This window comes from Photorhabdus stackebrandtii (genome assembly GCF_011189495.1).
GTDB lineage: Bacteria > Pseudomonadota > Gammaproteobacteria > Enterobacterales > Enterobacteriaceae > Photorhabdus > Photorhabdus khanii.
Genome location: NZ_PUJV01000002.1, coordinates 233,755 through 259,399 on the forward strand (window position 1 = coordinate 233,755; position 25,645 = coordinate 259,399).

Here is a 25,645-nt window from a genome sequence, read left to right on the forward strand (position 1 = left end):
CTTTATTTTTACTTCAAGCTGTTCCGGCCATTAGAATTATGCCGCCCTTACAATGTAGTTAAATGCCACATTACGGGGTCTATTTTCGTTAGCGGTTGGGACTTGTCTTGATGCATCAATGTCAAAAAATGTAAGATCAGTACTATTGCCTCCATTTGCTGAACGTGTTTGTGGTGTAGCATATCGCGACGATGCAATGACGCCATTCAAAACAGGCGTCTGGGGGGCACCGCCCATCTGAGCATGTATAGCTTGAGTTGACCCTGTAATATTTCTGATTGCATCTCCCTGCCAAGATAAAATTCCACGACCACTATCAACACCTCGATTATCATCCCATCCCCGGATAAACTCGCCTCTTAAATCAGGTAATCTACCGCCAGGATAAGCTTCCGCCAACTTCGGATACTGTAATTTATTAAAAGGTGAACCATTACACATGAAATAACCGAAAGGTGGATGGGATAACGGCCAAGGAATAGGGGAACCAACAGGTATTTCACCGACTGTTTTAATCCGGTTATCTATCTCTTTGCGGGTGTAAGTATACTCACGTAATGAATTTATTTCTTCCTGAACAAGCTTTTGCGTCACTGCCAATGTATCACTATTGCCAATCACATTTGTCAGCTGAACAACACCTTTTTGTGTTAATGAGGCACTGGGAATATCTGTTGTAATTTTTTGTTCTAACGCTTTATTTAATTGAGTGGTGAGTTTGGCTATATTTCCATCATCAAGAACATCATTGCCAGATTGTGTCGCGATAAAATCAGCGACGACAGATGATATAGTTGATGACTGACGTAACACCTTATTTAATAAGTGTATGGGAACATTATCCGGAGGAAATCCTGTCTGCAAACCCTGATTTTCTTCATATTTTTCTTGACTAATTACATTTGCATTATTACTAATAGAAAAAGCCTTAAAATCATTCTTGTGACTCATATACTTTCCTTAAATTAAATAATGTTATTTTATAATCAACATCTTAAACTATTGTAAAAATAATCTCCTGTAATTCATGCTAATAAAAGTCTAGTTCAGGAAAAAATAATACCGTGTTCTTATTACTTATAAGTTTAACCGTTTTTGTATAATTGGCATAAATAAGCAGTTCAACATTTTGGAGTCAGCCACACTAATTTATATTTAATATCTGTAAATTATTTTTCTCTTATTTATTCTATCCCTTCCTGAAACTTATGCTGTTTTAAATTCCAAACTGAATCTTATGGCATTTGGACAAGATACACACCTCATCCCATATCTACTTTATAGCTTGCGATGTCAAAATTGACATATTTCACCCATAAAATAACCGCAATTAAGCGATATAATACTTGCTACAATCCTATAGCGGGATTAAGTTTTGTTTTATATACTAAACAAAATAACCACCAATTTATAACAATTTGTCGCAGAGTATTTTACCTGTTATAAGTTATTACATTACCTGCTAATTTATGAGATTAGGCTTATTCATCAATCATCACTAAAGTTAAATAGGAACTTCATATAATGGAAGACCCGGTAATCCTTCTGGAAAAAATCCTGACTTTTGCCCATAACGATCCCCGTATTGATACAGTTATCCAAACAGGTTCCCGAGCCAGAAACACACGTGTAGATAAATTCTCAGATCTGGATATAGAGCTGATTGGTTCGGGAACAGATGAATTAATAGGCAACGATTTATGGTTTAAGCAGTTAGATGACGTTATGGTTGCATTGCATCTGGCTAATGAAAAAGAGGGTGAACCAGATTGGCCAACTTGTCTGGTAGTTTTTAGCGGCGGTCGTAAGGTGGATTTCACACTGGCAAGTGTTGAACGCCTGAAAGATATGAAACAGAAAGGCTTGGATAAACTCTATCAACGCGGCTATAAGGTCCTCCTTGATAAGACGGGCCTTACACATGGGCTTCCTGAAATCACTCACCAATTGACTGAATCGCATATGCCATCATCAGCAGAATTTAATGAAAACCTGCGCGAGTTTTGGTTCGAGGCAACACAAGTGCCTGTTTATATCGCTCGGGGTGATTTATGGCCAGCAAAAATGAGGGATAATGAGATGAAAGAATTACTGCTGGCAATGATGGAATGGTACGCCTCGATAAAAAGTGATGGAAAAATGGATGTCTGGTACAACGGCCATCATTTACATGAATGGCTGCCTGAGAAGTTCAGCAAACGTATTCAAAGGATTTTTGGCAGTTATGGCAAAGAAGAAGCAATACGTGCATTGCTAGAAACCACAGAGCTTTATGCGGAAATTTCTGCTGAAGTCGCTGAAATGAAGAAATTTGAGTTCGATAGTGAGCTATCCAGTAAAGTCAGAAAACATATTATGCAAGTTTGTTATGGTTAAATAATCTCGAACACCACAAAAACCTGTGAGTGCCGCTGAAGAAAATAAGATGAAGAGAATACGGAACAAAGTGACCCCGTACCACCCGTCGAAATGTCAGTAAAGAAAACTAACCCATCCTTGGGTTAGTTTCTATACTCAAAGAAAGAAGCCATTAAGTTTTTTTAGAGAGATAATCATGTCGCCATACGAGTAATCAAAACTCACAGCAGAATCGTCTATCTGTATAACTCCATGAATAGAAACTAAGCCATGATTAAGAATAGCTGTCTTCATTCAATTATTTCCAGCATAACTAATATGGACTGAACTACTACTATTCTTTTCTTGGTTTTTTATGAAGTTAAACACTCTTTTCGGTATGGTATTTTCAGCTAATTTTACAGGTGATGTATCTTTTTGAGACGAGTAGAATATTAGAGAAACGCACCCTGGCCCGATGTTGAAGATTGTGTTTTCTTTGAGCTTCCCAAATAAATTTCTTATTCATGACATTGTATCTTTCTAAAAGTATTCTGAGATAATAACTAATTAGCTGTGACAACAGCTGGACACTATCACACTATTTCAACCCCACACGCCCTTAATTCTAACTTAATAAAATATTGGAAAATGTAGTTTTAATTATAGCAAAGTATAAATTCAGTTGAGCAAAAGAATATATAATTATTATTTTTTAATAAATTCATATAATTATCTTATATGAATTACTCTCATGATAAAACATTTTATTATCACTCGCTAATTTTATTTTTATTCCAATATTATAATGCCTATATTTAAGGAAAGTAAATCCACTGTAATGATTAATAAGATTAATTCAATATTTAACCTGCCAGATAAATATAAGATCACTAGCCAAACTGAATCAAACCAATAATAGCACCGGTCCCGTCACAAATTGATTAATAATGTAAAAATCTGCCCACAAAACTCAGAATAAAAATCACACCAATCGCTTGATAGCTATGCTTATGCTTTACCTCAGAATATCTGCAACCAACGTTGCCAAAACACTCTGTGTTGCACGTTCTCCCATAGAGTATTAAGCAAGGGTTTACTCTGCATAGAACCCGGATGCCAGCATTGAACCCATCTGACACCATTGATACAACGCTTACTATAAGATACTGATTAAAAGTCAACCGCTCTAACGACTGAGCTAACGACCCATCTGCGAGAATTGGTTTTTGAATGAAGTTTCAAGATGGTGGGTCGTGCAGGATTCGAACCTGCGACCAATTGATTAAAAGTCAACTGCTCTACCGACTGAGCTAACGACCCATCTGCGGGAATCGGTTTTCGAATGAAGCTTCAAGATGGTGGGTCGTGCAGGATTCGAACCTGCGACCAATTGATTAAAAGTCAACTGCTCTACCGACTGAGCTAACGACCCATCTGGTGACTTCTCTCGGCAACGGCGGCATATATTACTGATTTCTTCGCGCAGCGCAATGATTATTTTTTCAAATTACGTTTAAATGCTTATTAAACACTCAAATAACCCCGAAAACATATTAATCCTGCCTTCCGGGGCCAATAATTACAACGCAGAAAGCTTTTTCTCCGCCAGTTTAGCCGCATTCGAACCAGGATATTGTTTCATAACCTGCTGGTAAACAGACTTAGCTTTATCCTTCAGACCTTTGTCCTGCATGATCAAACCAACTTTATACAACGATTCACCACTCTTCTGAGACTTAGGATAATCTTTCACCACCGTAGCAAAGTAGTAAGCAGCTTCGTCTTTCTTACCCTTGTTGTAATGAAGTTGACCTAACCAGTAATTCGCATTAGGCATATAACTCGACTTTGGATAAGACTTCACAAAACTCTGAAAGGCAGTAATTGCTTTATCATATTCTTTGGTATTCACCGCCAAAGAAACGGCAGCATCATAATCACCCTTCTCGCTACCCGTACTTGTCGCTGAAGACGCCTGATTACCACGATTACTTGCTGCTGAAGATGCTGTATTTGCAGCAGATTTACTATCCACAGAACGGGTAGCACCTTCCAGTTGCTGATAAATATCCTTCTGCCGCTCTATAACCTGATTAAGCTGATATTGATTCTCTTGAATCTGTCCGCGGAGCATATCGATATCACGTTGAGAATCGGCGAGTTGTTGCTGGAGCTGAGTTAACAGCTGACTGTGAGCGTTGGAAATACGCTCTAATTGGGTAAGACGCTCGTCGGGAGAACCCGAGCCGACATTACTGATTGGCGCTTGGGCAATAGCGGCCCAAGGAGCCGCTACGCCAACCAATAACGACAGACCCAAAAAATGACGTCTGAAGTTACTGTTCATGAATTACTCTTAGTATGCCAATACTGCGCGACGGTTTTTAGCATATGCCGCTTCTTCGTGGCCCAGTACAGCGGGTTTTTCTTTACCGTAAGAGACGATAGAGATCTGCTCACCGGAAACACCTTTACCTTGCAGGTACATTTTCACTGCGTTAGCACGGCGTTCACCTAATGCGATGTTGTACTCAGGAGTACCACGTTCGTCAGCATGACCTTCTACAACAACTTTATAAGATGGGTTGCTACGCAGGAATGCTGCGTGAGCGTCTAACAGCTGAGAAAAATCTGAGCTGATATCGAATTTATCAAAACCAAAATATACGATGTTGTTGTTTTGCAGCTCTTGCATTTGCTGACGAGCTAATTCTTCCGCTGACAGACCCGCATTAGTTTCGTTAACAGTGCCTACACCAGACTGATCGTTATCAGCATTTTTATTAGAACTACACGCTGCTACAGCCATAACTGGTAAAGCTAACATCAGCCCTTTTAGCACTTTGTTCAGTTGCATCTCTTTGATCCTTTTAAAATTTGCCATACATATTATTATGCATCACAGGTACGGCGACCAGGCAGGGAATTTTACCTGTCCATCAGTCGCCGGAAGACGCGCTTTGAAACGCCCGTCAGTCGAAACTAGCTGCAATATAGTCCCCAACCCTTGAGTGGAGCTATAAATCACCATAGTGCCGTTAGGTGCGATACTTGGCGTTTCATCCAGGAACGTATCCGTCAAAGTTTGAACGGCTCCCGTTGCCAGATCTTGTTTAGCTATGTGCTGCTTACCACTCTCTGAGCTGACCATCACCACAAAATTACCATCTGCGCTAACATCAGCATCCTGGTTTTGTGTGCCTTCCCAAGTGAGGCGTTGCGGAGCACCGCCATTAATATTGATTTTGTATAACTGCGGACGACCACCCTGATCGGAGGTATAGACCAAAGTCTGGTTATCCGGCATCCAACTTGGCTCAGTATTGTTACTGCGGCCATCTGTAACTTGACGGATCTGAGCTGAACCCAAGTCCATCACATAAAGATTTAAACTACCCGATTTAGACAGGGCAAACGCCAGCTTACTGCCATCAGGGGAAAATGCAGGTGCTCCGTTATGACGCGGAAAAGAAGCAACCTGACGTACTTCACCGCTGGCCAAGGTCTGAATCACTAAGGCAGAACGGCCACTCTCAAAAGTCACATAAGCCAGTTTAGCGCCATCAGGAGACCACGCCGGTGACATCAATGGTTCTGGCGAACGGTGAACAGTGAACTGGTTGTAACCATCGTAATCGGATACACGCAGCTCATATGGATATTTGCCACCATTCGTTTTTACAACATAAGCCAGGCGAGTGCGGAATGCGCCTTTAATGCCAGTCAGCTTTTCAAACGCTTCATCACTGACGGTATGCGCCGCATAACGCAACCACTGCTTAGTCACTTTAAGCTGATTCTGGGCAAGAACGGTTCCCGGAGCGCCAGCGGTATCAACCAACTGATAAGAAATCAGGAAACCACCATCCGCACTGGGTTGAATCTGCCCGACAACAACGGCATCAATCCCCAGTGCCGACCACGCAGCAGGTGTCACCTCAGATGCAGTCGTTGGTTGCTGTGGCATACGGCTGGCATCAATAGGGTTAAATTTACCGCTGTTGCGAAGATCCGCGCCAACGATCGCACCTATCTCTTCAGACGCATTACCCGCCCCAGTCCATTTAAATGGCACAACACCAATAGGACGTGCAGAATCAACACCCTGAGTGATTTCAATACGAACTTCTGCGTGAGCAACAGCGGCCCACAACATCAAAATGCCTAGCACTACTTTAAAAGCCTGCTTCATCATTTCTCCCTTATCGCAGATGGAATGCCGCAATAATTCGCAGAATATTAACAAACGTCAACAAACAAAACCAGATAGCTTAATAACATTGAATGGTTTTGTTTGTTATTAATAATCTCTATAAATAACAATTTTATTGAGGTTTGAAATCAATCGGAGCATTCTTAAACACTTCGTAAACCTCTTTACTTGGTGGTTTAGGAATTTTCGCTTGTTTAGCTGCGGCTACCGCTGCCTGACACAGTGCCTGATCCCCCCCTTCCGGTTTTATATCTATTAGCAAACCATCAGGAGCAAGCTTAATCCGTAATGTGCACATACGCCCACGATACATACTTGGATCATAAAACTTATTCTGTATTGCTATCTGAATCTGTCCAAGATAGTTATTAATATCAGAATTTGAAGCACCGCTTTTCTTACCGCCACCTTTACCCGCAGCAGAAGCCCCCCCCTGCTTTGGTGCATTAGAAGTTAAACCACCGAGTAAATCATCAACTTCACTTGCCTGTTTGGCGGCTTGTGCCGCCGCTTTTTTCTTGGCGTCAGCGTCAGCTTTTGCCTTAACTTTTGCATCTGCCTCAGCTTTGGCTTTAGCATCCGCTTCAACCCTGGCTTTTGCTTTAGCCTCAGCTTCCGCTTTGGCTTTCGCTTCTTCCGCGGCTTTTTGTTTAGCAGCAGCGGCTTCAGCTTCTTTTTTAGCTTCGGCTTCTGCTTTTTCCTGTGCCTCAGCCTGATCTTTAATCAGTTTTTCTTTTTCAGCCTTAGCCTTTGCCGCAGCTTCTTCTGCCTGTTTTTGCTCTTCACGGGCTTTGGCAGCTGCTTCCACCGCTTGCTTTTTTTGTTCTTCCGCAACCTGTTGCGCTTTAATCCGTTCTTCTTCTACCGCTTTCAGGCGCTCCTGTTCCTCAGCCTGTTTTTCTCTCAATTCGGCTGCTTGCTGCTCCGCTTTCTTCTGACGTAGTTGTTCTGCACGTTTAGCGTCAGCTTGCTGCTGCTGGTGTTGATTGTACTGTTGTACTACCGCATTCGGATCGACCATAACAGCGTCAATAACAGAACCATCTTGTCCGCCACCACCCATTTCAGTTTTTTGCGTCAGGGAACCCCAAATAAGTAACCCTATCAAAATAATATGCAACACAACCGAAACGATAACGGCGCGATTTAGCTTATTGTTTTGCCCGTTTGTCTTTCCCACGCTCGATATCCAAAATCTTTAAATAACAGCAACTGCCGGCCAGACTCAGATAGGCTGAGTCATTAAACCAACGGATTTCACACCGGCCTGATGTAACATGTTCAGTGCTTTAATAATCTCATCATAAGGCACTTCTTTCGAACCACCGATCAAGAAAACGGTTTTCGGGTTCTCTTTTATTCGGGCCTGCGCCTCAGCAATAATCTGCGGCTCAGGTAATAATTCCAGTCGTTCATGGTTAACTACCATAGTGTATTGACCAACACCAGAAACTTCCACGATGACCGGCGGGTTATCGGAGCTGGAAACCGTTTTGGAATCTACTGCATCCGGCAAATCAACTTCTACGCTCTGAGTGATAATCGGTGCTGTCGCCATAAAAATAAGCAACAAAACCAGCAACACGTCCAGTAAGGGAACGATATTGATTTCGGATTTCAGCTCACGCTTGCGACTACGAGTGCGTGCCATAGCCTCTCCCCTTACTATTTGTTTTCAGCTTTATTTTCAGCAGCGAAAGCCTGACGGTGCAAAATAGCCAGAAACTCTTCCATAAAGTTATCGTAATTTTGCTCCAGCTTATTAACGCGCTGATTCAGACGGTTGTATGCCATAACAGCCGGAATAGCAGCAAACAGGCCAATCGCCGTTGCAATCAACGCTTCTGCAATACCTGGTGCTACCATCTGAAGAGTTGCCTGTTTTACCGCACCTAATGCGATAAATGCATGCATGATCCCCCAAACGGTACCAAACAAACCGATATACGGGCTAATTGAACCCACTGTACCCAAGAATGGAATATGGTTTTCCAGTGTTTCCAATTCACGGTTCATCGATATGCGCATTGCACGTGAAGCACCAGTTACCACTGCTTCCGGCGCATGGTTATTGGCATGGTGCAAACGAGCAAATTCTTTGAACCCGGAATAAAAGATTTGTTCCGTTCCACCCAGAGAATCCCGGCGAGACTGACTTTCCTTATACAAGCGTGATAATTCAATACCCGACCAAAATTTGTCTTCAAACGCTTCCGCTTCACGGGTCGCCGTATTGAGAATTTTGGTCCTTTGAATAATGATTGCCCATGAAGCAATGGAAAAGCAGATCAAAATAAGCATGATCAGCTGCACCAAAAGGCCTGCCTTCAGGAATAAATCAAGAATGTTCATGTCAGTCACTACTTAAACTCCGCGACAATAGACTTAGGAAGCGCAATCGGCTTCATTTGAGATGTATTCACGCAGGCAATTAAAACTTCTGCGCTGTTAAGAATTATTCCGTTAACATCAACAATGCGTTGAATAAATGTCAAAGATGCTCTACGAATATCCGTAATTTCGCTCTCCACCTCCAACATATCATCAAGCCGGGCTGGGGCTCGGTAATCAACCACTATACGCCGAACAACAAATCCAATTTGTTCATCAAGTAAACGCTGCTGATGAATGCCATGCTGACGCAACATCTCTGTGCGGGCCCTTTCATAAAAGGCGACATAACGGGCGTTATAAACTACCCCACCAGCATCTGTATCTTCGTAATAAACACGGACGGGCCAACGGAACAACGTATTACTCACTTTCAATCCTAAGTAAGGCGAATTAACGCTGCCACTATACTCAAGACCATGCAGCTTTGGAATAATGTGCAAATAAAAAATTTATTGGCTAAAAATCCCATAACATACAGAATTAACTAATAGAAGAAGTGGTACAAGCCCCAAATCAAAATTAAGAACGCAGGCAGAGGAAAGAAAAAGATACGCCAGACGATATTTCTTGGGTGAAAACCCATCCCGAAAGTTACACCTGTGCACACAGCCCATCTTTACCTCCAAAGGGTATTCCCGCCGACATCAGGCGGGAGGGGAATTTGGACGGGCTTGAAAAGCCCGTAGGATCATCAGCCACGCTGATGTTGAATGTATTGTTTCACCACTTCCAGCGGTGCTCCACCGCATGAACCCGCAAAGTAGGAGCGAGACCAGAGAACGGCCTTTCCGTATGCTTCGCGTAAGTCCAGAAACTCATTACGTAAGCGACGGGAGGTTACCGCTTTCAGCGAGTTAACCAATACCGATAGCTGAACGGTCGGGGGATACTCAATCAGCATATGAACATGATCTAAATCGCCGTGACTCCCTTTAAGTTCTGCGCCGAAGTCACGGCAGATTTCACCTGCATACTGATGAAAGGCTGAATAGTGTCGCTCGCCAAGAATCTTTCTACGGTATTTGGTCACAAACACAAGATGTACATGCAAAAGAAAGGCGGCATGTCGTGAACGATTAATTTTGTATTTTTGCATTGAAGTTAGCCGAAGGCACAGTAAAATAGAGAGTAAACCTACTACACACTGAATGATAATGCTAATACTGAAAGCCTACAAGTTCAGACTAGAGCCAACTGAAGAACAGTTGCCGCGTTTGCGGCAGTTATGCGGGTGTGCTCGTTTTGTCTGGAATCACGGACTTCAGGTAACAAAACACATTCTGGATTCCGGCGGAAAACTTCCCTCCGCGTTTGAACTCAACCGAATGCTCACGGGGTGGAAAAAAACACCGGAATACGCCTTCTTACAGGAAGCTTACACCGATAACCTTCAACAAAAACTTAAAGACTTACAGGGGGCATGGAGGCGTAGCTTCGATAAAACACTGGCAGCGAAAGCGCCTGTATGGAAACGAAAAAATGACGGCAGGGATTCAATCCGGTTCGTCAATTTTGAAAAATATTGTCTCCTTGAAAATCGCAGAGTCAGGCTGCCTTCTGGGCTCGGATGGATAAAGTTCCGGCAATCGCAGGAGGTGAACGGCAAAATCAAAAATGCCACGATCAGCCAGTCAGTGGGTAAATGGTATGTGTCGTTTCAAGTCGAGATAGAAGCCTCTGAGCCACACCACGAATCAACAACAATGGTGGGTCTGGATGCCGGGATATCGAAACTGGCGACGCTCTCAGACGGGACGATATACGAACCGGTCAACAGTTTTAAAACCCGCCAGCGCAAGCTGGCGAAGCGCCAGAGACAGTTAAGCCGCAAAGTTAAGTTCAGCGCCAACTGGCAGAAACAGAAGCGAAAAATTCAGCGTCTGCACTCGCATATTGCCAATATTCGCCGCGACTACCTTCATAAGACCACCACGAAAATAAGCAAAAACCACGCGATGATTGTGATTGAAGATTTGAAGGTCAGTAACATGTCGAAGTCAGCGAAAGGCACGGCAGAACAGCCCGGAAGGAGCGTTCGGGCTAAATCAGGCTTAAATCGCGCGATACTGGATCAGGGCTGGTATGAAATGCGCCGTCAGCTAGAATATAAGCAGCGCTGGCGCGGCGGTCAGGTACTGGCAGTCCCTCCGGCATACACCAGCCAGCGGTGCGCATGTTGCGGTCATACAGCGAAAGAAAACCGCATATCACAAAGTCAATTCGAGTGCCTTGAATGCGGATATACGGAAAATGCCGATATCAACGGAGCTCGTAACATTTTAGCGGCAGGACATGCCGTGCTTGCCTGTGGAGGGAGGGTGCAATCAGGCCGCCCGTCGAAGCAGGAACCAGACGCAGAGCGATCAGCCGTCGCCCACTAACGGGAATCCCCTCTTGAGTCACGAAGTGCGAAAGTGGGGGAGGATGTCAAATGAGTAAAACGCCTTGCCATAGGTGCAATGAACTGGTGTTGGCCGCAAAACGGGCCGGATCCCAGAAGACACAAGAAGCAAGCACCAACGCCATAATAAGGATAAGGCCCCTTACAGGACCTTTATCCATCAGCCGATAGCATTTATCTATCAACATTATTTCTCACTATTTTCAGCGGTTTTTTCCGCTTCATTATGCTCAAGTGCTAAGGCAGCGATTATAGCGAAACTACACGCCAAGAGCGTTCCGAGAATCCAAGCAAAATACCACATGCTCTGTGCTCCTTAGTACAGTGAATGTTTGTTATTTTCAATAAAGCTTTTGTCCAAACGCCCAAACATTTTGTAGTAACACCAAATGGTGTATCCCAGAATGATTGGGACAAAAATCAGTGCAACCACAAACATGACGCGCAGGGTCAACAAACTTGAAGTCGCATCCCACATTGTCAGGCTGACATTTGGATTAGTGATTGATGGCATAACAAATGGGAACATCGTCACACCACAGGTCAGAATGATGCAAGCAATGGTCAGTGAAGAGAACAGGAATGCCCATCCTGCCCGATTCATACCGGTCATCAATATCGTCAGCAAAGGAGAAACAACACCCAGTGCCGGTAACGCCCACAGCCACGGATAGTGATTAAAGTTAGTCATCCAGGCACCCACCTGATGAGCAACTTCTTTATGCAATGGGTTAGACTGAGCCATTGTATCCAAGCCGCCAGTCACAACATAACCATCAATACCATAAATCAGCCATACACCTGCCAGCAGGAAAGCAACCATTGTTACCAGCGCACAGATATAAGTGGCGGCACGGGAACGCAGACGCAGTTCACCGGTAGTACGCATTTGCAGATAAGTTGCCCCCTGAGTCACAATCATCATCAGGCTGATCACACCCGCCAACAAACCGTATGGATTTAGCAATCCGAAGAACGAACCGCTATAGAACAGGCGTAGTTGGGAATCAACGTTGAATGGCACCCCTTGTAACAGATTACCCAATGCCACACCGATAACTAATGGCGGAACGAAACTACCGACAAATATCCCCCAATCCCACATGTTGCGCCACTTACGGCTTTCCAGTTTGGAACGGTAGTCAAAACCAACCGGACGGAAAAACAGCGCGGATAACACCAAGATCATGGCGACATAGAAGCCAGAAAACGCGGCGGCATAAACCGTCGGCCATGCTGCGAACAATGCGCCACCGGCGGTGATCAGCCAAACCTGATTACCATCCCAATGGGGTGCTATTGAGTTAATCATGATGCGGCGTTCAGTATCGTTTTTACCGATGATACGTAACAGGACACCCACGCCCATGTCAAAACCATCCGTTACCGCGAAACCGATTAGCAACACACCAATCAGCAGCCACCATATAAACCGTAGTACTTCATAATCAAACATAAGTGGACTCCCGTTTATTACTGAGCATTGTGCGCCGAAGTTGTTTTCTGTTCAAAGTGGTAGCGGCCAGTATTCAGACTGCTTGGACCACGACGGGCGAATTTGAACATCAAAAACATCTCTGCGATCAGAAACAAGGTGTAAAGACCACAAATCAGCGCCATTGAGAACAGGATATCGCTGGCTGCCAAATTGGAACTCGCCACCGCTGTTGGCAAAACTTCACCAATCGCCCACGGCTGACGACCATATTCGGCCACAAACCAGCCTGATTCTATGGCAATCCACGGCAATGGGATGCTGTACAATGCTGCACGCAGTAACCATTTTTGTTCACCAATACGGCCACGGATAACGCTCCAAAACGCCAGACCAATCAACAGTAACATCAGGAAACCTGCTGCAACCATGATACGGAATGCAAAATAGAGCGGAGCAACGCGAGGAATGGAATCTTTCGCAGCGGCCTTGATTTGCTCTTCGCTGGCATCAGTCACTTTGCTGGTATAACGCTTCAACAACATGCCATAACCAAGATCCTGCTTACTTTCATTGAATGCGCTACGAACAGTTGGATCCGTGTTACCTGCCCGCAACTCTTCCAACAATTGATAAGCTTTCATACCATTACGGATCCGCAGCTCATGCTGGTCCATCAGATCACGCAGACCAATAACCGGGGTATCGACAGAACGGGTGGCAATCAGGCCCATGAGATAAGGGATCTGAATGGCATATTTGTTTTCCATTTTATCCTGATCCGGGATACTTATCAGTGTAAAGGCTGCCGGAGGTGGCTGAGTTTCCCATTCAGCTTCAATTGCGGCCAGTTTAGTCTTCTGTACATCACCCATTTCGTAACCGGATTCGTCACCCAGAACAATAACGGATAGCACGGCGGCGATACCAAAACTTGAAGCAATCGCAAATGAACGTTTAGCAAATGGAATATCACGGCCTTTAAGCAGATAGTAAGAGCTGATGCCAAGAACAAAAATCGCCCCTGTCACATAACCCGCCGCAACGGTATGAACAAATTTCACCTGCGCAACCGGGTTCAGTACCAATTCGGCAAAACTCACCATTTCCATACGCATGGTTTCAAAGTTGAAATCAGAAGCAATCGGGTTTTGCATCCAACCATTCGCAACCAGAATCCAAAGTGCAGAGAAGTTAGAACCTAACGCAACCAGCCAGGTTACCGCCAAGTGCTGTTTTTTACTGAGACGATCCCAACCGAAGAAGAACAAACCGACGAATGTGGACTCCAGGAAGAACGCCATCAGACCTTCGATCGCCAGAGGCGCGCCGAAAATGTCACCGACGTAATGAGAGAAATATGACCAGTTAGTCCCGAACTGAAACTCCATGGTCAACCCTGTTGCGACACCCAGAGCAAAGTTAATACCAAATAACTTGCCCCAGAATTTTGTCATATCTTTATAAATTTGTTTACCGGAGAGCACATATACCGTTTCCATAATCGCCAGCAAAAACGCCATACCAAGCGTTAGCGGAACGAACAGGAAATGATACATTGCAGTTAAGGCAAACTGTAATCGTGACAGTTCGACAATATCAAACATCTTGACTCCTTGCTCCTAGCAGGAAAGCACCGGCTTGCGGCAACCTGGCTTCGTACAAGAACCTATTCAGAGTTCTAAAACGGAAACCTTATAACTACCAGCAATAAATGCCTCTAAAATAACAACTCATTACCAAGTGAATTAAAAACCTAATTAGACTAATAGTATAGTACGCTTATATTCCCATACAATAAATACGTTTTACGTGATTCAGATTAGAATTCTGAATGTAGGTCAATAATTGCAGTTATTGTTTAATGGGAACTTATTGATCAGGATCAATTTAAGCAAACTAAAAAAATAATGCCACAATAATATCTTGATTTAAATGATTTTTTCTGGCCCGTGTTAATTATTTTATCTATTATTTCATTTTAGTTGGCATATTGTTAATTATTTGTTTATATAGATAATTATTGATTTCTATATTGCTGTGAAATGACTTTTAAAATTAACTTTTTATTTTCATTCTTAAGAAAATATTATTATTAACCTCGTCTTTATTTAATTTAAATTAAAGAGCAATAATGAAATTCAGTTTAAATTAATTGGAGAATACCAAACTGAAAATAAAGACTTAATCGCAGATGATACTGTCCATACAAATAGAAAGGCCACTTTTCAGTGGCCTTATATATAAAAATTTATTATCAAAAATCACTTGCCAGCAAGTAACTCTTTCACTGCATCACCGATGTCTGCCAGACTGCGAACGGTCTTCACACCAGCGGCTTCCAGAGCAGCAAATTTTTCGTCAGCGGTTCCCTTACCACCCGCGATAATAGCGCCAGCATGCCCCATTCGCTTACCTTTCGGCGCAGTAACACCTGCGATGTAACCAACAACAGGCTTAGTTACGTGCTGTTTAATATAAGCCGCCGCGTCTTCTTCCGCATTACCACCAATTTCACCAATCATTACGATGGCTTCTGTTTGCGGATCTTCCTGGAACAATTTCAGAATATCAATGAAGTTAGAACCTGGAATTGGGTCACCACCGATACCTACACAAGTAGATTGCCCTAAACCTGCATCAGTTGTCTGTTTTACCGCTTCATAAGTCAGTGTGCCTGAACGGGAAACGATACCGACTTTACCCGCCTGATGAATGTGGCCCGGCATAATGCCGATCTTACATTCACCCGGTGTAATAACGCCCGGGCAGTTAGGGCCGATCATACGAACACCGGCTTCATCCAGTTTCACTTTAACAGCCAGCATATCCAGAGTCGGGATACCTTCAGTAATCGTGATAATCAGTTTGATCCCAGCGTCGATAGCTTCCAGAATGGAATCTTTACAGAATGGAGCGGGAACATAGATAACGGAGGCCGTTGCCCCGGTTGCCTCCACCGCTTCACGAACAGTATTGAAAACAGGTAATCCCAAGTGCTCAGTACCGCCCTTACCCGGCGTGACACCACCCACCATTTGGGTGCCATAGGCAATCGCTTGTTCTGAATGGAAAGTCCCCTGACTGCCGGTAAAACCCTGACAGATAACTTTGGTGTTTTTATCGATTAAAATAGACATTATTTTGCCTCCACTGCGGCTACTGCTTGCTTAGCTGCGTCTGTCAGGCTGGTTGCAGCAATGATATTCAAACCACTGTCAGCCAGTTTTTTTGCTCCCAACTCAGCATTGTTCCCTTCCAAACGAACAACAACCGGTACGTGAACACCCACTTCTTCCACCGCACCAATAATACCGTCAGCAATCAGGTCACAACGGACAATACCACCAAAGATGTTAACCAATACGGCTTTCACATTTTCATCTGACAGGATGATTTTAAACGCTTCTGTAACACGTTCTTTGGTTGCACCACCACCCACATCAAGGAAGTTCGCGGGTGCGCCACCATGCAATTTAACGATATCCATCGTCCCCATTGCCAAACCTGCGCCATTTACCATGCAACCAATGTTGCCATCCAACGCGACATAGTTCAGTTCCCACTGTGCCGCCTGCGCTTCACGCGGATCTTCCTGAGATGGATCATGCATTTCACGCAGTTCAGCCTGACGGAACAGTGCGTTACCATCAGCGCCCAATTTACCATCCAGACAAATCAGATCACCCTGAGTCGTGATAACCAACGGATTAATTTCAACCAGAGCCAGATCGCGCTCCAGGAACAGATTTGCCAATCCTAAGAAAATTTTAGTGAACTGGCTGATTTGTTTACCGGTTAATCCCAGTTTAAATGCCAGTTCACGCCCCTGATAAGGCATAGGGCCAACCAGTGGGTCGATAACCGCTTTATGAATGAGTTCCGGAGTTTCTTCCGCAACTTTTTCAATTTCAACACCACCTTCAGTGGAGGCCATGAACACTACACGACGCGTACCACGATCAACCACCGCACCGAGATACAACTCCTTCGCAATATCAGTTGCCCCTTCGACCAAAATCTGGTGAACAGGCTGCCCTTGCGCATCTGTTTGGTAAGTGACCAGACGTTTACCCAGCCATTGTTCAGCGAAAGCGCGAATCTCTTCTTTACTGTTAACCAATTTCACGCCGCCCGCTTTACCGCGACCGCCAGCGTGAACCTGACACTTAACCACCCAAGGGCCAGCACCAATTTTAGATGCCGCTTCTTCTGCTTCACGCGGTGTAGTGCAGGCATAACCAGCCGGAGCGGGTAAACCATACCGTGCAAAAAGCTGTTTTGCCTGATACTCGTGTAAATTCATGATGTTCTATCCATAATCTAATCTGAGAAGAGCAATTGTCTTCTTATTTTTTTGTTACTTTGGATATAGCCAGTCCAAAGACTGGCTGTGCATGTACATTTGTTTACTTCAGACCGGGCAGATATTAGCGCGTATCTGCCCTTATTATGTTGCTATACGTCCAGCAGCAAACGTGCAGGATCTTCCAGCATCTCTTTGATGGTCACCAGGAAGCCTACAGACTCGCGTCCATCGATCAGACGGTGGTCATAAGACAGTGCCAGATACATCATCGGAAGGATCTCTACCTGACCATTTACCGCCATCGGACGATCTTTAATGGCATGCATGCCAAGAATCGCGCTCTGTGGCGGGTTAATGATCGGCGTAGACATTAAAGAGCCGAATACACCACCATTGGTAATCGTGAAATTACCGCCTGTCAGCTCTTCGACGGTCAATTTACCGTCACGGCCTTTGATAGCCAGCTCTTTAATACGTTTTTCGAGTTCAGCCATGCTCAGTGCATCCGCATCACGCAGTACCGGCGTTACCAAGCCACGCGGTGTAGATACCGCAATACTGATATCGAAATAGTTGTGGTAAACCACATCAGTGCCATCAATAGAAGCATTCACTTCCGGATAGCGTTTCAGTGCTTCGACCACCGCTTTCACATAGAAAGACATAAAGCCCAGACGCACACCGTGGCGTTTTTCAAACGCTTCGCCGTACAGCTTGCGCATTTCCTGAATCGGCTTCATGTTAACTTCGTTAAACGTCGTCAACATCGCAGTGTTGTTTTTCGCTTCCAGCAAACGTTCAGCCACACGCTTACGCAGGCGAGTCATTGGAACACGTTTTTCGCTGCGGTGTGGCAACAACGAATCCTGAGTAGAAAGAGAAAGTGGCATAGCTGATGATTGACTATCCACCTTTTTGTTATCAGCCATGTGTTTTTCCACGTCTTCGCGGACAATACGCCCACCAACACCGCTACCTTTAATCGCTTTGGCATCAAGATCATGCTCTGCAATCAAACGGCGAACCGCCGGGCTAAGTGCGTCGTTGCTCTCTTCTTCTAACCCCGCAGTCTGGCGTTTAGCCGAAGTTGCTTCCGTTTTTTCTTTTACTTCTGTCGGTTTACCCGTGCTATCGCCCAAACGGATACGACCAAGAAGTTGACTGGACAGAACAGTTGCATCTTTTACTTCCAAAATGGCTTCTAAAACACCGGCTTCACTGGCAGGCACTTCCAGTACCACTTTATCCGTCTCGATTTCAACCAGCACTTCATCACGTTCAACACGGTCACCCTCTTTTTTGTGCCAGACTGCAACAGTGGCATCAGCAACAGACTCGGGCAAAACAGGAACCAGAATATCTACGCTACTCATTTTCTATCCTTATTTATTCAACGTTCAGTGCGTCATTAACCAGCTCTTGCTGCTGCTGCTGGTGAACTGACGTATATCCAACTGCCGGGGAAGCAGACGCAGGACGACCTGCATAACGTAAAGAAGCCCCGAATGGGATCACTTCACGGAAGTTATGCTGACTGCAATACCAGGCCCCTTGGTTTAATGGCTCTTCCTGGCACCAGACAAAATCGTGTACATGGGCATACTGCTCCAACGCTGATTGAACATCCTGATGAGGGAACGGATACAGTTGTTCAACACGCACGATAGCGACATCAGTTTGTTCGTTCTTACGGCGTTGTTCCAACAGGTCGTAATAAACTTTACCTGAACAGAGCACAACCCGTTTAACACCTTTAGGATCCAGCGCATCAGCTTCACCGATAACTGTCTGGAATTTACCGTTAGCCAGTTCATCCAGGCTGGAAACCGCTAATGGATGACGCAACAATGACTTCGGCGACATAACAATCAACGGACGGCGCATACCACGCAGAGCCTGACGACGAAGCATGTGATAAACCTGAGCCGGCGTTGACGGTACGCAAACCTGCATATTCTGTTCTGCACACAGTTGCAGATAGCGTTCCAGGCGGGCTGAAGAGTGTTCAGGCCCCTGCCCTTCATAACCATGCGGCAACAACATAACCAGACCACACATACGGCCCCATTTCTGCTCGCCGGAGCTGATGAACTGGTCAATAACAACCTGTGCTCCGTTAGCGAAATCACCAAACTGCGCTTCCCAGATTGTTAAAGCGCGGGGTTCCGTTGTCGCATAGCCATACTCAAAGGCCAGAACAGCTTCTTCAGACAGAACAGAATCCCATACATTGAATACGCCCTGACCATTATGAACGTTCGCCAGAGGCACATAAACAGAACCATTAGCCTGATTATGAATCACAGCATGGCGATGGAAGAAAGTACCACGGCCCGCGTCCTCACCAGACAAACGCACCGGAACACCTTCATCAACTAAAGTTGCGTAGGCTAACGTTTCTGCCCCACCCCAATCGAACAATTTATCACCGTTCGCCATCTCTGCCCGGTCATTATAAATTTTCGCTACACGGGAGTGCATTTCCACTTCTTCCGGAACAGAGCTGATACGTCGGCCCAGATCCTGCAAACGCTTAATATCGACTTTATGTGGATATTCTTCATCCCAATCGTGATTAAGATAAGGCTCCCATGTAAATGAGTGCAGCCCCATTGAGCGCCATTCATCAACGACACAGTCACCACGGTCGAGGGCATCACGATACAGATTAACCATCTCAGTCACGTCATCGACGGATATCAGATGCTCAGCAACCAACTTGTCAGCGTAGATTTTACGTGGCGTTGGGTGCTTTTTAATTTTCTGATACATCATTGGCTGAGTCGCACTTGGCTCATCAGCTTCGTTATGACCATGACGGCGGTAACATACCAGATCAAGCATTACGTCACGTTTAAAGGCATTACGGAAATCCAGAGCCAGGCGGGTAACAAATGCCACCGCTTCCGGATCGTCTGCATTAACGTGGAAAATCGGTGCCTGTACCATTTTGATGATATCGGTACAGTATTGTGTTGAACGGGCATCTTTCGGGTTAGACGTTGTGAAACCAATCTGGTTGTTGATAACAATACGAATCGTACCACCCACTTCATAACCACGGGCCTGAGACATGTTCAGGGTTTCCTGCACAACGCCCTGACCGGTAACGGCGGCATCACCGTGGATGGTAATTGGCAACACCATATTGCTGCGACCTTCATCCAGACGATCACGGCGGGCGCGTACTGAACCAATAACCACAGGGCTGACAATCTCAAGGTGAGATGGGTTAAATGCCAACGCCAAATGAACCTTAGCGCCCTCGGTGGCAAAATCAGACGAGAAACCCTGATGGTATTTCACGTCGCCGGTACCAAGGTGCTCTTTATGTTTGCCGGCAAACTCATCGAACAGATCAGCCGGTTTCTTACCTAAGATATTAACCAGAACGTTGAGGCGACCACGATGAGCCATCCCCAGCACAACTTCCCGTGTATCGTGCTTACCCGCATGACGGATAAGCTCTTTCACCATGGGGATCAATGCATCGCCACCTTCAAGAGAGAAACGTTTCGCTCCTGGAAACTTCGCTCCCAGATAACGTTCCAAACCTTCCGCCGCCGTCAGTTCCGCCAGAAAACGCTGTTTTTCCTCTGCGCTGAACTGAGAGCTGACGGTAACAGACTCCAGACGCTGCTGGATCCAACGTTTTTCTTCCGTATTCGTGATGTGCATGTATTCAGCACCAATAGAACCGCAATAAGTGCGTTTCAGTGCTTCATACAAATCAGCCAACTTCATCGTTTCTTTGCCGATAGCAAAAGAACCGACATTAAATGTCTCTGCAAAATCAGCTTCCGTCAGATTATGGAAAGCAGGATCTAAATCAGGAACACTATCCTGCTTCCATAATCCCAACGGATCAAGATTCGCATTTTGATGGCCGCGGAAACGGAATGCGTTGATGAGCTGCAAAACCTTAACTTGTTTTGCATCCATTGCCGGATCGCTGACAGAGGAGTGATAACGCGTAGTATCTTTCGCAAGGCGGCGGAAGTAATCACGCGTCTGCGAGTGGAGTTGTTCACCGCTTAATCCCGCATCCGGCAATTGTTGGAAAATGTCTTTCCAACTTGCATCAACGGAGTTTGGATCGGTTATATAGTCTTCATAGACTTGCTCTATGTAAGACTGGTTTGAACCAGCCAGGAAGCTTGAATCCAGCCAGTCCTTCATTGCGCCGTTCTGCATTGTGATCCCTTAAGCTTTAAAAGCTTTAGTTTTCGCCGTGGTTAACTATCACCGCTTAAATGCGGTGTCGATAAAAGGTTCATTTGGACGTGCTTTATGCATGTTCTCTTTTGGGTTTTGGAACCCTTCAAGGAACCTTTAAAAACCGTTAAATGGTTTTTAAAGGTTCCTTGCCTCAAAGCTTTTGTCATCATTAGCAGTTGGCAATTCACAATTCTCAAATTCTTTGTGCCCTCCGCAGATAAAACTGCACGGAGGGCAGGCCGATTACGCGCTATGTTTTAACAACATAGATTTAATATGACCAATAGCTTTTGTTGGATTCAACCCCTTAGGGCACACACTGACACAATTCATGATGCTATGGCAGCGAAAAACACTGAAAGCATCATTTAGCTTATCTAACCGTGAATTGGTTTCAGTATCACGACTGTCGATCAGGAAACGATATGCTGCCAGCAACCCCGCAGGTCCGATAAATTTGTCTGGATTCCACCAGAATGACGGACAAGAAGTTGAACAACATGCACACAGAATACATTCGTACAGGCCATCCAGTTTTTCCCTTTGTGCAGGTGACTGTAAATGCTCACGCGCCGGCGGGTTTTTACCATCATTCAGCAAATATGGGCGAATCTTCTCATATTGCGCATAGAATTGCCCCATATCCACAACCAGGTCACGGATAACCGGCAAACCTGGCAGCGGACGGATCACAATCTTCTTGTTGCCACGCTGTAAAGCCGAAACCGGTGTAATACAAGCCAGACCATTTTTACCATTCATGTTGAGGCCATCAGAACCGCAAACCCCTTCACGGCAAGAACGACGGAAAGAGAGTGTCGAGTCTTGCTCTTTAAGCTGGATTAATGCATCCAGTAACATCATGTCACGCCCATCTTTTGCTTCCAGCGTGTAATCCTGCATATGAGGCGCGCTGTCAACATCCGGGTTGTAACGATAAATCGAAAATTCAAGTTTCATAATCTATTCCTTCGCAACTGGATCATCAGCAACTCATTAGTAAGTACGCGCTTTCGGCGGGAATGCTTCACGCAATTTTGGCTGCATGTTGACATCACGACGCGTCATGGTCTCAGTTTGCGGCAGATAGAGGGTATGGCATAACCAGTTCGCATCATCACGATCAGGATAGTCGAAACGGCTATGAGCACCACGGCTCTCAGTACGGAAGTTAGCGGAAACAGCCGTAGAAAACGCCGTTTCCATCAGGTTATCAAGTTCCAGACACTCAATTCTCTGGGTATTGAACTCTGAGGAAGTATCATCCAAACGCGCACTTTTCAGCCGTTCACGGATAACCTTCAGCTCTTCCAAACCCTTCGCCATTGCATCACCCTCACGGAATACCGAGAAGTTATTCTGCATACACGCCTGCAAATCTTTACGAATTCCCACCGGATCTTCGCCAGTACGGGTGCTGTTCCAACGGTTCAGACGTTGCAGTGATTGCTCAATATCAGATTCACTGGCTTCGCGGCTGGTGCCCTGCTCCATCAGTGACTCTTTCAGATGTAAACCGGCAGAGCGGCCAAACACCACCAAATCCAGCAGAGAATTCCCCCCCAGACGGTTTGCACCGTGAACCGATACGCAGGCAATTTCACCAACAGCGAACAGGCCCGGAATAACCACATCTTCGCCTTTCTCGTTAACAGCCAGTGCCTGACCGGTCACTTTCGTTGGGATACCGCCCATCATATAGTGGCAGGTTGGAATAACCGGAATCGGCTCTTTTACCGGATCAACGTGAGCAAAAGTACGGGACAGCTCAAGAATGCCCGGCAGACGAGATTCCAGCACCTCTTTGCCCAAATGATCCAATTTCAGTTTAGCATGAGGCCCCCAGGGACCATCACAACCACGGCCTTCGCGAATTTCGATCATGATGGAACGGGCCACCACATCACGACCAGCCAGATCTTTAGCATTTGGCGCGTAACGCTCCATAAAGCGCTCGCCATTTTTATTCAGCAAATAACCGCCTTCACCACGACAACCTTCGGTTACCAGAACCCCAGCTCCCGCGATACCGGTCGGATGGAATTGCCACATTTCCATATCCTGCACAGGTACACCAGCACGCAGTGCCATACCGACGCCATCACCGGTATTAATGTGGGCGTTGGTTGTCGATTGATAAATACGGCCTGCACCACCGGTTGCCAGAATTGTCGCCTTCGCTTTGAAATAAACAACTTCACCGCTTTCAATCGAGATAGCCGTACAACCCACAATGCTGCCATCCTGGTTTTTAACCAGATCCAACGAATACCATTCAGAAAAAATAGTGGTATGATTTTTTAAGTTCTGCTGATACAGGGTGTGTAACAATGCATGACCGGTACGGTCTGCTGCTGCGGCTGTACGTGCGGCCTGTTCACCACCAAAGTTTTTTGACTGACCACCGAATGGACGCTGATAAACACGGCCGTCATCCAAACGGGAGAATGGCAACCCCATGTGTTCTAGCTCCAGAATGGCTTCCGGACCAGTCTTACACATGTATTCAATCGCATCCTGGTCACCGATATAGTCGGAACCTTTTACCGTGTCATACATGTGCCACTCCCAGTTATCTTCATGGGAGTTGCCCAGCGCAACGGTGATGCCACCCTGCGCGGATACAGTATGAGAACGGGTTGGGAATACTTTGGAAATTAAAGCACAGGATAATCCCATTTGTGAAATTTGCAGCGCGGCACGCATACCTGCACCACCCGCGCCAATAACGACCGCGTCAAACTCTCTTACTGGCAGTTTCATCTATACACCCCACACCACAATTGTTCCGTAAATCAAGTAAGCCATCAGTGCAACAATAATCGCCAATTGCAACACCAAACGCAGTGCCAGTGGCTTTACATAGTCAGTCAATACTTGCCACATACCAATCCAGGCGTGAGCCAGAATGGAAAACAGCGCCAGCACAGTGAAGACTTTAGTGATGGATGAGGAGAAAAAACCGCGCCAGACTTCATAAGTGATATCCGACGTTGTCGCGACAAAGCCCAACATATAGAGAACATATAAAACAATAATAATTGCGGACGCGCGCAATAATAACCAATCATGGATACCCGTGCGACCTAATGCAGAAGCGTTACTTACCATACCAGTACTCCAGCCAGAATCGACAGAATCACAGCAATCCCGATTGCCACTTTGGCAGAGAGACTACCGACCACTAAGTTTTCTTCCAGGTAGCCGAAATCCATCAGCATATGACGGATACCACCACAGATATGATAAGCCAGTGCGGTCAAAATACCCCACACAATAAACTTAGCGAAAAATCCCGTCATAATATCGGCGGCTTGTTGAAACCCTTCTTGCGAGGAGAGAGACATCCCTAACAACCAGAGGAGAATTCCTACTGCTATGAAAGTAATGACGCCGGAGACACGGTGCAAGATTGAGGCTATTGCAGAGACTGGAAAGTGTATCGTCTGCAAATCAAGGTTGACAGGTCTTTGTTTTTTCACAATTTTGCCCACACAGCTCTTTTATTATTTTCCTTCCTCCGGACCTGGGCGGAAATCAGACAGCGATAAGGGGATACAAAGACACAACATTTAATCAAAATGAGAGATCCTTCATGTTAAAAAATGTCGTGATTTAATTACGCTGGGTGCTCCTACAGCAGGGTAATCCGGAGACCTGGCGGCAGTATATGTGCTTCACATTATTATTACAATTCCAACACAATATGATTAGCTACATTTCCACTGAACAGTGATTAAGATCACGATTCAAACATATTGCACAAAATTAATTATCTTGTTTGACAAACTTTAAACATTTATCTTACATATATGGTTGAAAATACTTTTGAGATTGATTTCCGATAAGAGGAAAGACTTCACTAAAAGCTAAAGTTATGTAACTGTGTAGTCCACACAAATCATAATCTTTTTTGTAGTCATGCATAAAACATAACACTCAAAAACTCGCTAACAATCTGAAAACCATTGTCGCCCGGGGTGAGATTTCAGCCTTAAAATGTGATATTAGCCTGATTTCAAATTTTCTCCGGTAGCACAGTGCCAGGGAGCACAGTATAAGAACCTATTCCACTGGGCATTATTGGTGTAGGCCATTCTTGTCAATAAATTGAGGGCACAGATCGCGCGCAGAAACCGGAATATGCACGCAGTCTGTAGAAAGCGATTCACTCACTGGCACAGGCCATACCAAAGTGCATTCAAAAGTGATCGCTTTTATCAGAGCACTCTCCAGGCCCGTTTGACCAGCAAGAATGGTCAATAAAATAGCCTTATGCCTGATGAGATAGACTCTATACTGTATCTTTCCGCCGTGGTTGTTAAGAGTTATAAA

At 45.2% G+C, this 25,645-nt stretch carries 24 protein-coding genes, 2 tRNA genes and 1 pseudogene; 2 read left to right on the forward strand and 25 right to left on the reverse strand.

Annotation, left to right across the window (positions count from 1 at the left end):
* Positions 1-36: 36 nt before the first annotated feature.
* Complete coding sequence (locus C5470_RS02605) at positions 37-951, reverse strand: tail fiber protein (RefSeq protein WP_166285706.1); 915 nt, start codon at positions 949-951, stop codon at positions 37-39.
* A 573-nt stretch (positions 952-1,524) separates the two neighbouring features.
* Here C5470_RS02605 and C5470_RS02610 point away from each other — a divergent pair.
* A complete protein-coding gene (locus C5470_RS02610) occupies positions 1,525-2,376 on the forward strand; it encodes an aminoglycoside 6-adenylyltransferase (protein WP_166285708.1) in 852 nt (283 codons plus the stop codon).
* A gap of 1,208 nt (positions 2,377-3,584) precedes the next feature.
* Here the strand turns inward: C5470_RS02610 and C5470_RS02615 are convergent.
* From C5470_RS02615 to tnpA, 11 genes are all read right to left on the reverse strand, one after another.
* Positions 3,585-3,660: transfer RNA gene (locus C5470_RS02615), tRNA-Lys, on the reverse strand.
* A 36-nt stretch (positions 3,661-3,696) separates the two neighbouring features.
* Positions 3,697-3,772: transfer RNA gene (locus tag C5470_RS02620), tRNA-Lys, on the reverse strand.
* A gap of 147 nt (positions 3,773-3,919) precedes the next feature.
* Positions 3,920-4,687, reverse strand: coding sequence for a cell division protein CpoB (gene cpoB, locus C5470_RS02625; protein WP_166285710.1), 768 nt, complete (start codon positions 4,685-4,687; stop codon positions 3,920-3,922).
* 9 nt (positions 4,688-4,696) lie between these two features.
* Positions 4,697-5,197, reverse strand: a complete 501-nt coding sequence (pal, locus tag C5470_RS02630; RefSeq protein ID WP_021325044.1) for a peptidoglycan-associated lipoprotein Pal — start codon at positions 5,195-5,197, stop codon at positions 4,697-4,699.
* Between the two features lie 42 nt (positions 5,198-5,239).
* Positions 5,240-6,532 (reverse strand): Tol-Pal system beta propeller repeat protein TolB, encoded by a 1,293-nt coding sequence (gene tolB, locus C5470_RS02635; RefSeq protein ID WP_166285852.1) that lies wholly within the window; start codon positions 6,530-6,532, stop codon positions 5,240-5,242.
* 133 nt (positions 6,533-6,665) lie between these two features.
* Complete coding sequence (gene tolA, locus C5470_RS02640; RefSeq protein WP_166285712.1) at positions 6,666-7,733, reverse strand: cell envelope integrity protein TolA; 1,068 nt, start codon at positions 7,731-7,733, stop codon at positions 6,666-6,668.
* 45 nt (positions 7,734-7,778) lie between these two features.
* Positions 7,779-8,204 (reverse strand): colicin uptake protein TolR, encoded by a 426-nt coding sequence (gene tolR, locus C5470_RS02645; RefSeq protein ID WP_036850664.1) that lies wholly within the window; start codon positions 8,202-8,204, stop codon positions 7,779-7,781.
* Positions 8,205-8,218: 14 nt separating this feature from the next.
* Complete coding sequence (tolQ, locus tag C5470_RS02650) at positions 8,219-8,914, reverse strand: Tol-Pal system protein TolQ (protein ID WP_166285714.1); 696 nt, start codon at positions 8,912-8,914, stop codon at positions 8,219-8,221.
* Entirely contained in the window at positions 8,914-9,315 is a 402-nt protein-coding gene (ybgC, locus tag C5470_RS02655; RefSeq protein WP_036850658.1) for a tol-pal system-associated acyl-CoA thioesterase, read from the reverse strand. Before ybgC ends, tolQ begins: the two co-directional genes overlap by 1 nt.
* A gap of 116 nt (positions 9,316-9,431) precedes the next feature.
* Entirely contained in the window at positions 9,432-9,554 is a 123-nt protein-coding gene (locus C5470_RS02660; protein ID WP_083335169.1) for a cyd operon YbgE family protein, read from the reverse strand.
* A gap of 84 nt (positions 9,555-9,638) precedes the next feature.
* The gene (gene tnpA / locus C5470_RS02665) at positions 9,639-10,043 is read right to left on the reverse strand and encodes an IS200/IS605 family transposase (protein ID WP_023045406.1); all 405 of its coding nucleotides are present in this window, start codon (positions 10,041-10,043) and stop codon (positions 9,639-9,641) included.
* Between the two features lie 58 nt (positions 10,044-10,101).
* On the opposite strand from tnpA, the gene C5470_RS02670 reads away from it, so the two are divergent.
* Entirely contained in the window at positions 10,102-11,328 is a 1,227-nt protein-coding gene (locus C5470_RS02670) for an RNA-guided endonuclease InsQ/TnpB family protein (RefSeq protein ID WP_036851020.1), read from the forward strand.
* A 49-nt stretch (positions 11,329-11,377) separates the two neighbouring features.
* On the opposite strand, the pseudogene C5470_RS02675 reads toward C5470_RS02670, so the two are convergent.
* The 13 genes and pseudogenes from C5470_RS02675 to C5470_RS02735 form a co-directional block, all read right to left on the reverse strand.
* A pseudogene (locus C5470_RS02675) lies at positions 11,378-11,536 on the reverse strand (cyd operon YbgE family protein); the annotation flags it as partial.
* Positions 11,536-11,652, reverse strand: a complete 117-nt coding sequence (gene cydX / locus C5470_RS02680) for a cytochrome bd-I oxidase subunit CydX (RefSeq protein WP_021325053.1) — start codon at positions 11,650-11,652, stop codon at positions 11,536-11,538. The gene cydX and the pseudogene C5470_RS02675, both read right to left, overlap by 1 nt.
* A gap of 12 nt (positions 11,653-11,664) precedes the next feature.
* Positions 11,665-12,804 carry a cytochrome d ubiquinol oxidase subunit II gene (gene cydB, locus C5470_RS02685; protein ID WP_166285716.1) on the reverse strand — a complete coding sequence of 380 codons (1,140 nt, stop codon included), beginning with the start codon at positions 12,802-12,804 and terminating at the stop codon, positions 11,665-11,667.
* A 17-nt stretch (positions 12,805-12,821) separates the two neighbouring features.
* Positions 12,822-14,390 carry a cytochrome ubiquinol oxidase subunit I gene (gene cydA / locus C5470_RS02690; RefSeq protein ID WP_166285718.1) on the reverse strand — a complete coding sequence of 523 codons (1,569 nt, stop codon included), beginning with the start codon at positions 14,388-14,390 and terminating at the stop codon, positions 12,822-12,824.
* Between the two features lie 657 nt (positions 14,391-15,047).
* Positions 15,048-15,923 (reverse strand): succinate--CoA ligase subunit alpha, encoded by an 876-nt coding sequence (sucD, locus tag C5470_RS02695; protein WP_166285720.1) that lies wholly within the window; start codon positions 15,921-15,923, stop codon positions 15,048-15,050.
* Entirely contained in the window at positions 15,923-17,089 is a 1,167-nt protein-coding gene (sucC, locus tag C5470_RS02700) for an ADP-forming succinate--CoA ligase subunit beta (RefSeq protein ID WP_036850648.1), read from the reverse strand. The genes sucD and sucC overlap by 1 nt, the downstream gene beginning before the upstream one ends.
* 152 nt (positions 17,090-17,241) lie before the next feature.
* Entirely contained in the window at positions 17,242-18,465 is a 1,224-nt protein-coding gene (odhB, locus tag C5470_RS02705) for a 2-oxoglutarate dehydrogenase complex dihydrolipoyllysine-residue succinyltransferase (RefSeq protein WP_166285722.1), read from the reverse strand.
* Between the two features lie 13 nt (positions 18,466-18,478).
* The gene (gene sucA, locus C5470_RS02710; RefSeq protein ID WP_166285724.1) at positions 18,479-21,286 is read right to left on the reverse strand and encodes a 2-oxoglutarate dehydrogenase E1 component; all 2,808 of its coding nucleotides are present in this window, start codon (positions 21,284-21,286) and stop codon (positions 18,479-18,481) included.
* Positions 21,287-21,553: 267 nt separating this feature from the next.
* Positions 21,554-22,270 (reverse strand): succinate dehydrogenase iron-sulfur subunit, encoded by a 717-nt coding sequence (locus C5470_RS02715; protein WP_166285726.1) that lies wholly within the window; start codon positions 22,268-22,270, stop codon positions 21,554-21,556.
* A 36-nt stretch (positions 22,271-22,306) separates the two neighbouring features.
* A complete protein-coding gene (gene sdhA / locus C5470_RS02720; protein ID WP_166285728.1) occupies positions 22,307-24,073 on the reverse strand; it encodes a succinate dehydrogenase flavoprotein subunit in 1,767 nt (588 codons plus the stop codon).
* Entirely contained in the window at positions 24,074-24,421 is a 348-nt protein-coding gene (gene sdhD, locus C5470_RS02725) for a succinate dehydrogenase membrane anchor subunit (RefSeq protein ID WP_166285730.1), read from the reverse strand.
* The gene (sdhC, locus tag C5470_RS02730; RefSeq protein ID WP_021325060.1) at positions 24,415-24,804 is read right to left on the reverse strand and encodes a succinate dehydrogenase cytochrome b556 subunit; all 390 of its coding nucleotides are present in this window, start codon (positions 24,802-24,804) and stop codon (positions 24,415-24,417) included. The genes sdhD and sdhC overlap by 7 nt, the downstream gene beginning before the upstream one ends.
* 586 nt (positions 24,805-25,390) lie before the next feature.
* A complete protein-coding gene (locus C5470_RS02735; RefSeq protein ID WP_166285732.1) occupies positions 25,391-25,573 on the reverse strand; it encodes a hypothetical protein in 183 nt (60 codons plus the stop codon).
* Positions 25,574-25,645: the final 72 nt, after the last annotated feature.

Excerpts from the sequence above, each read along its gene's own strand:
- C5470_RS02605 (WP_166285706.1), bottom strand. The coding sequence starts at position 951 with ATGAGTCACAAGAATGATTTTAAGGCTTTTTCTATTAGTAATAATGCA.
- C5470_RS02610 (WP_166285708.1), top strand. The coding sequence starts at position 1,525 with ATGGAAGACCCGGTAATCCTTCTGGAAAAAATCCTGACTTTTGCCCAT.
- cpoB (WP_166285710.1), bottom strand. The coding sequence starts at position 4,687 with ATGAACAGTAACTTCAGACGTCATTTTTTGGGTCTGTCGTTATTGGTT.
- pal (WP_021325044.1), bottom strand. The coding sequence starts at position 5,197 with ATGCAACTGAACAAAGTGCTAAAAGGGCTGATGTTAGCTTTACCAGTT.
- tolB (WP_166285852.1), bottom strand. The coding sequence starts at position 6,532 with ATGAAGCAGGCTTTTAAAGTAGTGCTAGGCATTTTGATGTTGTGGGCC.
- tolR (WP_036850664.1), bottom strand. The coding sequence starts at position 8,204 with ATGGCACGCACTCGTAGTCGCAAGCGTGAGCTGAAATCCGAAATCAAT.
- tnpA (WP_023045406.1), bottom strand. The coding sequence starts at position 10,043 with ATGCAAAAATACAAAATTAATCGTTCACGACATGCCGCCTTTCTTTTG.
- C5470_RS02670 (WP_036851020.1), top strand. The coding sequence starts at position 10,102 with ATGCTAATACTGAAAGCCTACAAGTTCAGACTAGAGCCAACTGAAGAA.
- cydX (WP_021325053.1), bottom strand. The coding sequence starts at position 11,652 with ATGTGGTATTTTGCTTGGATTCTCGGAACGCTCTTGGCGTGTAGTTTC.
- cydB (WP_166285716.1), bottom strand. The coding sequence starts at position 12,804 with ATGTTTGATTATGAAGTACTACGGTTTATATGGTGGCTGCTGATTGGT.
- cydA (WP_166285718.1), bottom strand. The coding sequence starts at position 14,390 with ATGTTTGATATTGTCGAACTGTCACGATTACAGTTTGCCTTAACTGCA.
- sucD (WP_166285720.1), bottom strand. The coding sequence starts at position 15,923 with ATGTCTATTTTAATCGATAAAAACACCAAAGTTATCTGTCAGGGTTTT.
- sucC (WP_036850648.1), bottom strand. The coding sequence starts at position 17,089 with ATGAATTTACACGAGTATCAGGCAAAACAGCTTTTTGCACGGTATGGT.
- odhB (WP_166285722.1), bottom strand. The coding sequence starts at position 18,465 with ATGAGTAGCGTAGATATTCTGGTTCCTGTTTTGCCCGAGTCTGTTGCT.
- sucA (WP_166285724.1), bottom strand. The coding sequence starts at position 21,286 with ATGCAGAACGGCGCAATGAAGGACTGGCTGGATTCAAGCTTCCTGGCT.
- C5470_RS02715 (WP_166285726.1), bottom strand. The coding sequence starts at position 22,270 with ATGAAACTTGAATTTTCGATTTATCGTTACAACCCGGATGTTGACAGC.
- sdhA (WP_166285728.1), bottom strand. The coding sequence starts at position 24,073 with ATGAAACTGCCAGTAAGAGAGTTTGACGCGGTCGTTATTGGCGCGGGT.
- sdhD (WP_166285730.1), bottom strand. The coding sequence starts at position 24,421 with ATGGTAAGTAACGCTTCTGCATTAGGTCGCACGGGTATCCATGATTGG.